This is a genomic window from Pseudomonas cucumis (assembly GCF_030687935.1).
Lineage (GTDB): Bacteria > Pseudomonadota > Gammaproteobacteria > Pseudomonadales > Pseudomonadaceae > Aquipseudomonas > Aquipseudomonas cucumis.
In genome coordinates, this window is the sequence record NZ_CP117454.1 from 855,787 (window position 1) to 868,328 (window position 12,542).

The 12,542-nt window shown below is 57.1% G+C and carries 12 protein-coding genes and 2 tRNA genes; 13 read left to right on the plus strand and 1 reads right to left on the minus strand.

Features of this window, described 5'->3' with window-relative positions; translation table 11 throughout:
• The first annotated feature begins 22 nt into the window (after positions 1–22).
• Complete coding sequence (locus PSH97_RS03640; protein ID WP_305448147.1) at positions 23–427, plus strand: MFS transporter; 405 nt, start codon at positions 23–25, stop codon at positions 425–427.
• Between the two features lie 9 nt (positions 428–436).
• Here PSH97_RS03640 and PSH97_RS03645 read toward each other — a convergent pair whose 3' ends face one another.
• On the minus strand, positions 437–745 hold the full coding sequence (locus PSH97_RS03645; protein WP_007900503.1) for a YhbY family RNA-binding protein: 309 nt from the start codon (positions 743–745) through the stop codon (positions 437–439).
• A gap of 105 nt (positions 746–850) precedes the next feature.
• Here PSH97_RS03645 and rlmE point away from each other — a divergent pair, with 105 nt between their 5' ends.
• The 12 genes from rlmE (at position 851) to rbfA (ending at position 12,539) form a co-directional block, all read left to right on the plus strand.
• On the plus strand, positions 851–1,483 hold the full coding sequence (gene rlmE, locus PSH97_RS03650; RefSeq protein ID WP_003177853.1) for a 23S rRNA (uridine(2552)-2'-O)-methyltransferase RlmE: 633 nt from the start codon (positions 851–853) through the stop codon (positions 1,481–1,483).
• 200 nt (positions 1,484–1,683) lie between these two features.
• Positions 1,684–3,594 (plus strand): ATP-dependent zinc metalloprotease FtsH, encoded by a 1,911-nt coding sequence (gene ftsH / locus PSH97_RS03655; protein WP_052965666.1) that lies wholly within the window; start codon positions 1,684–1,686, stop codon positions 3,592–3,594.
• A gap of 8 nt (positions 3,595–3,602) precedes the next feature.
• A complete protein-coding gene (gene folP, locus PSH97_RS03660) occupies positions 3,603–4,454 on the plus strand; it encodes a dihydropteroate synthase (RefSeq protein WP_305448148.1) in 852 nt (283 codons plus the stop codon).
• 16 nt (positions 4,455–4,470) lie between these two features.
• Complete coding sequence (glmM, locus tag PSH97_RS03665) at positions 4,471–5,808, plus strand: phosphoglucosamine mutase (protein WP_305448149.1); 1,338 nt, start codon at positions 4,471–4,473, stop codon at positions 5,806–5,808.
• A gap of 66 nt (positions 5,809–5,874) precedes the next feature.
• Positions 5,875–6,630, plus strand: coding sequence for a triose-phosphate isomerase (tpiA, locus tag PSH97_RS03670; protein ID WP_305448150.1), 756 nt, complete (start codon positions 5,875–5,877; stop codon positions 6,628–6,630).
• Between the two features lie 4 nt (positions 6,631–6,634).
• Complete coding sequence (gene secG, locus PSH97_RS03675; protein WP_305449745.1) at positions 6,635–7,018, plus strand: preprotein translocase subunit SecG; 384 nt, start codon at positions 6,635–6,637, stop codon at positions 7,016–7,018.
• A 22-nt stretch (positions 7,019–7,040) separates the two neighbouring features.
• Positions 7,041–7,126: transfer RNA gene (locus PSH97_RS03680), tRNA-Leu, on the plus strand.
• Positions 7,127–7,222: 96 nt separating this feature from the next.
• Positions 7,223–7,299, plus strand: a tRNA-Met gene (locus PSH97_RS03685).
• Positions 7,300–7,437: 138 nt separating this feature from the next.
• Positions 7,438–7,896 (plus strand): ribosome maturation factor RimP, encoded by a 459-nt coding sequence (gene rimP, locus PSH97_RS03690; protein ID WP_010463487.1) that lies wholly within the window; start codon positions 7,438–7,440, stop codon positions 7,894–7,896.
• Positions 7,897–7,943: 47 nt separating this feature from the next.
• Positions 7,944–9,425 (plus strand): transcription termination factor NusA, encoded by a 1,482-nt coding sequence (nusA, locus tag PSH97_RS03695; RefSeq protein ID WP_007900474.1) that lies wholly within the window; start codon positions 7,944–7,946, stop codon positions 9,423–9,425.
• A 27-nt stretch (positions 9,426–9,452) separates the two neighbouring features.
• Entirely contained in the window at positions 9,453–11,978 is a 2,526-nt protein-coding gene (gene infB, locus PSH97_RS03700) for a translation initiation factor IF-2 (RefSeq protein WP_007900470.1), read from the plus strand.
• A 159-nt stretch (positions 11,979–12,137) separates the two neighbouring features.
• On the plus strand, positions 12,138–12,539 hold the full coding sequence (gene rbfA / locus PSH97_RS03705; RefSeq protein WP_007900467.1) for a 30S ribosome-binding factor RbfA: 402 nt from the start codon (positions 12,138–12,140) through the stop codon (positions 12,537–12,539).
• Positions 12,540–12,542: the final 3 nt, after the last annotated feature.

Sequence of the window (12,542 nt, forward strand, 5' to 3'; positions counted from 1 at the left end):
GTGCCCGCTACGTGCGGGCGCCATGCTTTGGCAGCTGACCCAGATGCTTTGGGTTGGCGGCCTGTGGCTGTTGCACATTGGTCTGCTACCGGTGCTGGGGCGAATAGGCCTGGCACCGCTGCTGATCGACGAAATTGCAGGCATGCTGAATACGCTGATGGTGGGATTTGCCACAGCGTGTGTGATTTTTCAGGCTTTGGTGCTGGTTCAGGCCGAGGGCCTTGCCAGTCTATGGCGCGATATTCGTGGGCAACTACTGATGATGGCGCTGTGTGGAGGTGCGATGTATTTCGCGGTCCACGTCGGCTGGCCGCAGGCGGCGCATTGGCAGCTGTTCAGCTATCTTGTTCTGGGATTTTCCGGGCTGGTGCTAGTGATGCAGCCTGTGCCGGGATGGGGTGTGAGGGTGCGCGAAGCACACCCTTGACCCTTGTCATCACTTGAAGCGATGGACGTTCGACAGCTGCTTGTTGACGCTGAAGTTCTTGCGGTAAATCAGTGCCATCTTGCCGATGACCTGAACCAGATCGGCTTTGCCGGCCTTGCAGAGTTCTGCAATGGCTGCCAGGCGCGATTCGCGATCGAGGATGTTGAGCTTGATTTTGATCAGCTCGTGATCCGCCAGCGCGCGTTCAAGTTCGGCTAACACACCTTCAGTCAAACCGTTGTCAGCCACAATCAAAACTGGTTTCAGATGGTGGCCAATGGATTTGTACTGTTTCTTCTGCTCTTGAGTGAGCGGCATAATCTGACCCCTGCGTCTGATCTTGTAAAAAGCGGCGGCCAGTTTACCCGAGCGAGTCCGGGACCGCCCAGTTAATCACGACCCGTTTTATTTTCGAGGTGGCCCGTGGCCCGTTCCAAGACAAGTCTTAAATGGCTGCAAGAGCATTTCAACGACCCATTCGTGAAAATGGCGCAAAAAGACGGGTATCGCTCCCGTGCCAGCTACAAGCTGCTGGAGATTCAGGAAAGGGATCGTTTGATCCGTCCGGGCATGAGCGTGATCGACCTGGGTGCCGCCCCGGGTGGCTGGTCCCAGGTGACCAGTCGTCTGATTGGTGGGCAAGGCACACTGATCGCTTCCGACATCCTGGAAATGGACAGCATCCCGGATGTGACCTTCATTCAGGGTGACTTCACCGAGGACGCCGTGCTGGCGCAGATCCTTGAAGCTGTCGGAAAAAACGAGGTGGACCTTGTGATTTCCGATATGGCCCCCAATATGAGTGGATTGGCGTCTGTTGATATGCCGCGATCGATGTTCCTGTGCGAGTTGGCACTGGATCTTGCGACTCGGGTGTTGAAGCCGGGTGGTGATTTTTTGATCAAGGTCTTCCAGGGTGAAGGCTTCGACGAATACCACAAAAGCGTTCGCAAGCAGTTCGAGAAGGTCACGACGCGCAAGCCGAAATCGTCGCGTGATCGCTCCCGTGAGCAGTACCTGCTGGGCCGTGGTTTCCGTGGTCGCAGTGAGGAATAAAAGGTTTTTCGACCGGGGCGATAGGTTTTTCGTATTTCGTCCCGTGAGCATTAGCGAATATTGTGTAGAAAGTGTTTCACAAAGGGTTACAGACGGCGCCTGCCAGAGCCGTAGGTAATGTAGTAAGTTAGGCCGGTGAATATCATGCGAAGCACGCGCCATTAGCGGAGCTTGCTTCAGAGGGTAGTTAATTGAACGATATGGCAAAGAATCTGATCCTGTGGTTGATCATCGCGGCTGTCCTGGTGACGGTGATGAACAACTTCTCCAGCCCTAACGAGCCGCAGACCCTCAACTATTCCGACTTCATCCAGCAGGTCAAGGATGGCAAGGTCGAGCGCGTAGCGGTTGATGGCTACGTGATTACCGGCAAGCGCAACGATGGCGACAGCTTCAAGACCATCCGTCCGGCAATCCAGGACAATGGCCTGATCGGCGACCTCGTGGATAACCACGTGGTAGTCGAAGGCAAGCAGCCTGAGCAGCAAAGCATCTGGACTCAACTCCTGGTCGCAAGCTTTCCGATTCTGGTGATCATCGCTGTCTTCATGTTCTTCATGCGGCAGATGCAGGGCGGTGCCGGTGGCAAGGGCGGGCCGATGAGCTTCGGCAAGAGCAAGGCGCGCCTGCTCTCCGAAGATCAGGTGAAAACCACGTTGGCTGACGTTGCCGGTTGCGACGAAGCCAAGGAAGAAGTTGGCGAACTGGTCGAATTCCTGCGTGATCCGGGCAAGTTCCAGCGCTTGGGCGGTCGCATTCCTCGTGGCGTTCTGATGGTCGGTCCTCCTGGTACGGGTAAAACCTTGATCGCCAAGGCGATCGCCGGCGAAGCCAAAGTGCCGTTCTTTACCATTTCCGGTTCCGATTTCGTCGAAATGTTCGTCGGTGTCGGTGCCAGTCGTGTTCGCGACATGTTCGAGCAGGCGAAGAAACACGCGCCCTGCATCATCTTCATCGATGAAATCGACGCCGTCGGTCGCCACCGTGGTGCCGGCATGGGCGGTGGTCACGACGAGCGCGAACAGACACTCAACCAGTTGCTGGTAGAGATGGATGGCTTCGAAATGAATGACGGCATCATCGTCATCGCAGCGACCAACCGTCCCGACGTACTGGACCCTGCATTGCTGCGTCCGGGTCGTTTCGACCGTCAGGTCGTGGTCGGTCTGCCGGATATCCGTGGTCGCGAGCAGATTCTCAAAGTCCACATGCGTAAAGTGCCAATGGGTGACGACGTCGCTCCGGCCGTGATCGCGCGTGGTACTCCTGGTTTCTCCGGTGCCGATCTGGCCAACCTGGTGAACGAGGCGTCGTTGTTCGCAGCCCGTGCCGGCAAACGCATCGTCGAGATGAAAGAGTTCGAGCTGGCCAAAGACAAGATCATGATGGGTGCCGAGCGCAAGTCCATGGTCATGTCCGAGAAAGAGAAGCAGAACACTGCTTATCACGAGGCTGGCCACGCTATCGTCGGTCGCGTCGTGCCTGAGCATGATCCGGTCTACAAAGTGTCGATCATCCCGCGCGGTCGCGCGCTCGGTGTGACCATGTTCCTGCCGGAAGAAGATCGCTACAGTCTGTCCAAGCGTGCACTGATCAGTCAGATCTGTTCGCTGTACGGCGGTCGTATTGCTGAAGAGATGACCCTGGGCTTCGACGGTGTCACTACCGGAGCATCCAACGACATCATGCGTGCCAGCCAGATCGCACGGAACATGGTGACCAAGTGGGGGTTGTCGGAAAAACTCGGTCCGTTGATGTACGCCGAAGAAGAGGGCGAAGTGTTCCTCGGTCGTGGCGGTGGTGGTCAACATGCCAGCTTCTCCGGCGAGACAGCCAAGCTGATCGACTCCGAAGTACGCAGCATCATTGACCAGTGCTACGGCACGGCCAAGCAGATCCTTACGGATAACCGTGACAAGCTCGACGCCATGGCGGATGCCTTGATGAAGTACGAAACGATCGATGCCGATCAGATCGATGACATCATGGCGGGTCGTACGCCTCGCGAACCTCGCGACTGGTCTGGCGGCAGCGATACTTCCGGCACGCCTCCAGCAGTGCAGGATGGGCGTCCGGAAACACCAATCGGTGGCCCGGCTGCTGACGTATAAGGTTTGAAATGACTTCTGTTCAGTCCTCGACCCGGTTGCCTTGCGGCAACCGGGTTCTTGATTTGGCCCAGACGCATGTCATGGGCATTCTCAATGTCACTCCCGACTCCTTTTCCGATGGTGGTCAATACAGTCAGCTCGATGCGGCCCTGCGCCACGCCGAGGCGATGGTGGCGGCTGGCGCGACACTGATCGACATTGGCGGTGAATCGACTCGGCCCGGTGCCAGGGCGGTTTCACCCCTTGAAGAGATGGAGCGCGTAGCGCCTGTCGTCGAGCGTATTCACCGTGAACTCGATGTGATTATCTCTGTCGATACCTCTACACCGGCGATCATGCGCGAAACCGCAAGGTTGGGGGCCGGCTTGATCAATGATGTGCGTTCGTTGCGTCGAGACGGAGCCCTGGATGCAGCGGCGGCCACTGGTTTGCCGGTGTGTCTGATGCATATGCTCGGCGAGCCGGGCGACATGCAGGACAATCCGCAGTACCAGGATGTGACGAAAGAGGTCGGCGAGTTTCTCGTCGAGCGCATGATTCAGTGCGCGTCGGTAGGTATCCCCGCCGAGCGGATCATTCTCGATCCGGGCTTCGGCTTCGCAAAAACTTTGCAGCACAACCTGAGCTTGTTTAAGCATATGGAGGCCTTGCATGCCTTGGGGCGGCCCCTGTTGGTCGGGGTTTCGCGAAAAAGCATGATCGGGCAGGCCTTGAATCGGCCGGTGGGAGAGCGCCTGCATGGTGGTTTGGCGCTCGCGGCACTGGCTTCGATCAAGGGCGCGCGTATATTGCGCGTCCATGATGTGGCCGAAACCGTCGATGTGGTGCGGATGATCGCCGCCGTAGAATCAGCCAAATAAGAATGATGGAGTACTTATGAGCAAAAAATACTTTGGCACCGACGGCATTCGTGGTCGGGTCGGTGAATACCCGATTACTCCTGATTTCATGCTCAAGCTTGGCTGGGCGGCAGGCATGGCATTTCGCAGCATGGGTGCTTGCAAGGTGCTCGTGGGCAAGGACACCCGGATTTCCGGTTACATGTTCGAGTCGGCGCTTGAGGCAGGGCTGACCTCGGCAGGTGCTGATGTGATGCTCCTCGGCCCGATGCCGACGCCGGCCATCGCCTATCTGACGCGTACCTTTCATGCCGAAGCCGGTATCGTGATCAGCGCTTCGCACAACCCTCATGACGACAACGGTATCAAGTTTTTCTCCGGGAAGGGCACCAAGCTTCCGGATGAAGTCGAGCTGATGATTGAAGAGCTGCTCGACACCCCGATGACCGTGGTTGAGTCGAGCAAGATCGGCAAGGTGTCTCGAATCAACGATGCCTCGGGCCGTTATATCGAATTCTGCAAGAGCAGTGTTCCGACCGGTACCAGTTTTGCCGGGCTGAAAATCGTGATCGACTGCGCTCACGGTGCGACCTATAAAGTGGCGCCTAGTGTGTTCCGTGAACTGGGGGCCGATGTTGTTGTGCTTTCTGCTCATCCCAATGGCCTGAACATCAATGAGAATTGCGGTTCGACCCATATGGAGCCACTGCAAGCTGCCGTATTGGCCGAGCATGCCGATTTGGGTATTGCCTTTGACGGTGATGGCGACCGGGTCCAGATGGTCGATCACGCCGGCACTGTCGTCGACGGCGACGAGTTGTTATTTATCATTGCTCGCGATCTGCAAGAGCGCGGCAAGTTGCAGGGCGGTGTGGTCGGTACGCTGATGAGTAACCTGGGGCTGGAATTGGCCCTGGCTGATCTGGCGATTCCTTTTGTGCGCGCCAACGTTGGTGACCGTTACGTGATCTCCGAGCTGCTGGAGCGCGATTGGCAGGTGGGTGGAGAAAACTCAGGGCACATTGTCTGCTTCAGTCATACCACCACCGGTGATGCAATCATTGCCGCGTTGCAGGTATTGATGGCCCTCAAGAGGCGCGTAGAAAGCCTGGCTCAGTCCCGTCAGGCGCTGCGCAAGTGTCCTCAGGTGCTGATCAATGTCCGGTTTGGCGGTGGTGCGAATCCGATCGAACATCCGACAGTCAAGGAAGCCAGTGATCGTGTCACCCAGGCGATGGCCGGTCGTGGGCGCGTATTGTTACGCAAGTCCGGGACAGAACCGCTGGTGCGGGTCATGGTCGAAGGCGAGGACGAAACGCAGGTTCGCGGTTATGCCGAAGAGCTGGCAAAACTGGTAACTGAAGTTTCTGTCTGATTTCGGCTTGCCAGCCATGATTGTGTTGGGTAACATCTGCGCCCACTTTGACCGACGAGGTACAGCATGCGTCGCCCTATGGTAGCTGGTAACTGGAAGATGCACGGTACCCGCGCCAGCGTCGCTGAGCTGATCAATGGCCTTCGTCATCAGGCCTTGCCGAGCGGTGTTGATGTTGCGGTATTCCCGTCTTTCTTACATATCAATCAAGTGATTGATGGTCTGGAAGGCAAGTCGATCAAGGTCGGCGCGCAGAACGCTGCGGTGGAATCCAAGCAAGGTGCATTGACCGGTGAAGTTGCGCCGAGTCAATTGGCTGATGAAGGTTGCTCGCTGGTGCTCGTTGGGCATTCCGAGCGGCGCCAGATCGTTGGCGAGAATGATGAAACACTCATTCGCAAATTCGCAGCGGCACAGGCATGTGGCTTGATTCCAGTGTTATGCATAGGGGAAACCCTTGAAGAACGCGAAGCTGGAAAAACTCTTGAGGTTGTCGGGCGTCAGCTTGGCAGTATCATTGAGGGGCTGGGTGTAGGTGTCTTTGCAAAGGCAGTAATCGCTTACGAGCCGGTCTGGGCCATTGGTACCGGGCTGACTGCTTCGCCGCAACAGGCGCAGGATGTGCATGCAGCCATTCGAGCCCAGTTGGCGGCAGAGAATTCTGAAGTCGCGCAAGGTGTGCGGCTTCTATACGGCGGCAGCGTGAAGGCGGCCAATGCGGTCGAACTGTTCGGCATGCCGGATATCGATGGGGGGCTCATTGGTGGAGCTTCCCTGAATGCAGATGAGTTCGGTGCGATTTGTCGCGCCGCGGGAAACTGAAAAAATGCTGGAAACAGTCGTAGTCGTTTTTCATCTGCTGGGTGCATTGGGCGTAGTTGCTCTGGTTTTACTGCAGCAGGGTAAAGGTGCGGATGCTGGCGCGTCTTTCGGAGCAGGTGCTTCAAATACTGTGTTCGGAAGCCAAGGTTCCTCTACCTTTCTTAGTAAGTTTACTGCTATACTTGCCGCCGGTTTCTTCATAACCAGCTTAGGGTTAGGTTACTTTGCTAAAGAGAAGGCTCACCAGCTGACTCAGGTAGGTTTGCCAAACCCGGCAGTGTTGGAAGTTCCAAAGCAACAACCGGCTTCTGATGATGTTCCGGTGCTTCAAGAGCAAAAGTCGGCTACTCCAGCGGCTGACGTACCTCCAGCTCAAGAGCAGAAGTAAGAAGGGTTTCAAACGTAGTATTGCCGAGGTGGTGGAATTGGTAGACACGCAACCTTGAGGTGGTTGTGCCCATAGGGTGTAGGGGTTCGAGTCCCCTTCTCGGTACCAATTATCAGGAGAGCCCGCTGTTGCGGGCTTTCTTGTAGGTGGAAGGTTACATTGACCCTGTCAGGGATCGGTCGTATACTTCCGCCCCAGCTTTGTCGCGGGGTGGAGCAGTCTGGTAGCTCGTCGGGCTCATAACCCGAAGGTCGTCGGTTCAAATCCGGCCCCCGCAACCAGTTTAAGGAGCCCCTTTTAAGGGGCTTTTTGTTAGCTGGACACTTTCAACGCCGCTGTTCAACGGCGTTTCAAGGATGGGCGTTTCGCCCATTTTTTTATTTTGCACAGCATGCACATACATGCACGAGGGGGTTCAGGTGTCGAGCAAGCTAGAAGAGTTGCAGGCCTTGCTGGCCCCGGTGGTCGTGGCCCTAGGCTATGAATGCTGGGGTATTGAGTTTTCGGCTCAAGGTCGCCACTCAATGTTGCGCGTTTATATTGATAAAGAGGGCGGCGTGCTGGTGGACGATTGTGCCATCGTCAGCCGTCAGATCAGCGGTGTACTGGATGTTGAAGATCCGATCGCCGTTGAATACACCCTTGAAGTTTCCTCGCCTGGCATGGAACGCCCACTGTTCACTATTGAGCAGTTTGCAAAATTTGCCGGTGAACAAGTGAAGATCAAGCTGCGCTCGCCTTTTGAAGGTCGGCGCAACTTTCAGGGCCTTCTGCGCGGTGTAGAAGAGCAGGACGTCGTGGTGCAGGTTGAAGACCATGAGTTCCTGTTGCCGATCGATATGATCGACAAGGCCAACATTATTCCCAGTTTTGACTGAGACGCGGATCCCGCGGATCCAATGGCTTGCGAAAGGCGAGGCGTACGATGAGCAAAGAAGTACTGCTGGTTGTTGAGTCGGTATCCAATGAAAAGGGCGTACCGGCAAACGTAATTTTTGAAGCGCTGGAGCTGGCTCTGGCCACTGCTACCAAAAAGCGTTTCGAGGACGAAGTCGATCTGCGTGTGGAAATCAATCGCCACACCGGTGCTTACGAGACATTCCGTCGCTGGACGGTCGTCGAAGAAGCAGACCTGGACGATCCGGCCATCGAAACCTGGCCGAGCAAGGTTGCAGAAACGCATCCTGGTGCCAAGGTCGGCGATGTTGTCGAAGAAAAGATCGAATCCATCGAGTTCGGCCGCATTGCTGCACAGACCGCCAAGCAGGTCATCGTGCAGAAAGTTCGCGAAGCCGAGCGTGCTCAAGTCGTTGACGCCTATCGCGAGCGCCTGGGGGAAATCATCTCCGGCACCGTGAAGAAAGTCACCCGCGACAACGTGATCGTCGATCTGGGCAATAACGCTGAAGCGTTGCTGGCCCGTGAAGACATCATTTCTCGCGAAACCTTCCGGGTTGGCGTGCGTCTGCGTGCGCTGCTCAAGGAAATCCGCACCGAGAACCGCGGCCCTCAGCTAATCCTGTCGCGTACCGCGCCGGAAATGCTGATCGAGTTGTTCCGCATCGAAGTGCCGGAAATCGCTGAAGGCCTGATCGAAGTAATGGCTGCGTCCCGCGACCCGGGTTCGCGCGCCAAGATCGCGGTCCGCTCCAAGGACAAACGCATTGATCCGCAAGGCGCTTGCATCGGTATGCGCGGTTCGCGCGTCCAGGCAGTGTCCGGCGAATTGGGCGGTGAGCGTGTGGATATCGTCCTGTGGGACGATAACCCGGCGCAGTTCGTGATCAATGCGATGTCGCCGGCTGAAGTGGCGGCAATTATCGTTGACGAAGATGCCCATGCAATGGACATCGCCGTTGGCGCAGACAATCTTGCTCAGGCCATCGGTCGCGGTGGTCAGAACGTGCGTCTGGCTAGCCAGTTGACTGGCTGGACCCTGAACGTGATGACCGAATCGGACATCCAGGCTAAGCAGCAAGCAGAAACCGGCGACATCCTGCGCAACTTCATCGACGAGCTGGAAGTCGACGAAGACCTGGCACAGGTGCTGGTAGATGAAGGCTTCACCAGCCTGGAAGAGATTGCCTACGTACCGTTGGAAGAAATGCTCAACATCGACGGCTTTGACGAAGAAACCGTCAACGAGCTTCGCGCTCGCGCCAAGGATCGTTTGTTGACTAAAGCCATCGCTACTGAGGAAAAGCTGGCAGACGCCCATCCGGCCGAAGACCTGCTCTCGCTTGAGGGTATGGACAAGGATTTGGCGATGGAACTGGCGGTGCGCGGCGTAATTACCCGCGAAGACCTGGCCGAGCAGTCTATTGACGACCTGCTCGACATCGACGGCATTGACGATGATCGTGCCGGCAAGTTGATCATGGCCGCCCGAGCCCATTGGTTCGAGTAATTAGGCGCGGCCTGAGGAGAGAAGTGCATGACGCAAGTCACGGTGAAACAACTGGCCGATGAGGTCAAAACACCGGTAGAGCGCCTGTTGCAGCAGATGCGTGAGGCAGGTCTGCCGCACACCGCCGCCGATGAAGGGGTGAGCGATAGTGAGAAGCAGTCTTTGCTGACTCACTTGAAGAGCAGCCACAAGGCGAAAGTGGAAGAACCGCGCAAGATTACATTGCAGCGCAAAACCACCAGCACCCTGCGTGTTGCTGGTAGCAAGAGCATCAGCGTTGAAGTACGCAAGAAGAAAGTCTTCGTACAACGCAGCCCGGAAGAAATCGAAGCCGAGCGCAAACGCGAACTGGAAGAACGTCGCGCAGTAGAAAATGCTGCACGTCAGAAGGCTGAAGAAGAAGCCAAGCGTCGCGCCGAAGAAGAAGCGCGTCGCCAGCCTGCTGCTGCGCAAACCGCTACTAACGACGCCGTTGCAGCGCCTGCTGCAGTTGCCGAACCAGTGCGTGAAAGCGCGCCGGTTGTTGCAGCTGCACCAGCACCTGCGGCCGACACTCGCAAACGCGACGAGCAGCGTCGTCCGGACAAACCACGTGCCGACGATAGCAATCGTCGTGGCAGTGGCGATGGCGAGCGCAAAAACGCTCCGCATCGTGCTTCGGTCAAGGAAAAAGCGCCTGCTCCACGTGTTGCGCCACGTACTACCGACGAAGAAAGCGATGGCTTCCGTCGTGGTGGTCGCGGCAAGGCCAAGCTGAAGAAACGCAACGCCCACGGTTTCCAGAGCCCAACCGGCCCTGTTGTGCGCGAAGTGAAGATCGGCGAGACCATCACTGTTGGCGATCTCGCCCAGCAGATGTCGGTCAAGGCTGCTGAAATCATCAAGTTCATGTTCAAACTGGGTACTCCAGCGACCATCAACCAGGTACTGGATCAGGAAACTGCCCAACTGGTTGCCGAAGAGCTGGGCCACAAAGTGACCCTGGTCAGCGACACCGCCCTGGAAGATTCCCTGGCCGAGTCCCTGAAGTTTGAAGGTGAAGCGTTCTCCCGTGCACCGGTTGTGACCGTAATGGGCCACGTTGACCACGGTAAGACCTCGCTGCTCGACTACATCCGTCGTGCCAAGGTAGCTGCTGGCGAAGCCGGCGGTATCACCCAGCACATCGGTGCGTACCACGTTGAAACTGAACGCGGCATGGTCACCTTCCTCGACACCCCTGGTCACGCCGCGTTTACCGCCATGCGTGCTCGTGGTGCCAAGGCGACCGACATCGTGATCCTGGTGGTTGCAGCGGACGACGGCGTAATGCCGCAAACCGTTGAAGCCGTTCAGCATGCCAAGGCTGCTGGTGTTCCGCTGGTTGTTGCAGTGAACAAAATCGACAAGCCGGGCGCCGATCTCGATCGCATCCGTAGCGAACTGTCGGTTCACGGCGTGACTTCGGAAGAGTGGGGCGGCGACACCCCGTTCGTATCGGTTTCGGCGAAAGTCGGTACCGGCGTGGACGAGTTGCTCGAAGCTGTTCTGCTGCAAGCTGAAGTTCTTGAACTGAAAGCGACCCCTTCGGCTCCTGGCCGTGGCGTCGTGGTTGAATCGCGTCTCGACAAAGGTCGTGGACCGGTTGCTACCGTTCTGGTTCAAGACGGTACCCTGCGCCAAGGCGACATGGTGCTGGTCGGTTCGAACTATGGCCGCGTTCGCGCCATGCTCGACGAGAACGGCAAGCCAATCAAGGAAGCCGGTCCTTCCATCCCTGTCGAGATTCTCGGCCTGGACGGTACCCCGGACGCTGGCGACGAGATGAGCGTTGTTGCCGACGAGAAGAAAGCCCGTGAAGTGGCTCTGTTCCGTCAAGGCAAGTTCCGCGAAGTCAAACTGGCCCGTGCTCACGCCGGCAAGCTTGAAAATATCTTCGAGAACATGGGTCAGGAAGAGAAGAAGACGCTCAACATCGTCCTCAAATCCGACGTCCGTGGTTCGCTGGAAGCGTTGAACGGTGCCTTGAATGGCCTGGGTAACGACGAAGTGCAAGTGCGTGTGGTCGGTGGCGGTGTCGGTGGTATCACCGAATCCGATGCCAACCTGGCACTGGCCTCCAACGCTGTACTGTTCGGCTTCAACGTGCGTGCCGATGCTGGCGCTCGCAAGATCGTCGAGCAGGAAGGTCTGGATATGCGTTACTACAACGTGATCTACGACATCATCGAAGACGTCAAGAAAGCCCTCACCGGTATGCTGGGCAGCGATGTTCGCGAGAACATCCTGGGTACCGCTGAAGTGCGTGACGTGTTCCGTTCGCCGAAGTTTGGCGCGATCGCCGGTTGCATGGTTATCGAAGGTGTTGTTCACCGTAACCGTCCAATCCGTGTACTGCGTGAAGACATCGTTATCTTCGAAGGCGAGCTGGAATCCCTGCGCCGCTTCAAGGATGACGCTTCCGAAGTACGTGCCGGCATGGAATGCGGTATCGGCGTGAAGAGCTACAACGACGTCAAGGTCGGTGACAAGATCGAAGTCTTCGAGAAGGTTCAGGTTGCTCGCAGCCTCTGACTCGCGCACTTCAAGGGCCACGATGAGCCGCCGCATGCAGATGCGCGGCGCAACGTCCGGACTCTAAACGCAACGCCCGGTCTGGCTTTTGTCAGGCCGGGCGTTTGCCGCTTTCAGACCCCTCGGGTTTCACCGTGGGGCAGTAACAGGTAACAAGACATGGCAAAAGAATACAGCCGTACCCAACGTATCGGCGATCAGATGCAGCGTGAGCTGGCACAGCTGATCCGTCGTGAAGTCAAAGACCCGCGCGTCGGCCTGGTCACCATTACCGCTGTTGAAGTCAGCCGTGACGTCGGTCACGCCAAGATCTTCATCACCGTGATGGGCCAGGACAGCCGCGACGACATCGCGCAAAGCATCAAGGTGCTCAACTCCGCCGCAGGTTTCCTGCGTATGCAGTTGGCTCGCGAAATGAAGTTGCGCAGCGTTCCGCAGTTGCACTTCCATTACGACGAAAGTGTCGTGCGTGGCGCGCACCTGTCGGCCCTGATCGAGCGTGCGGTGGCTGAAGACAATCAGCACCCGGTAGCGGCTGAACCCGAAGACGCCAAGGAGTAATCG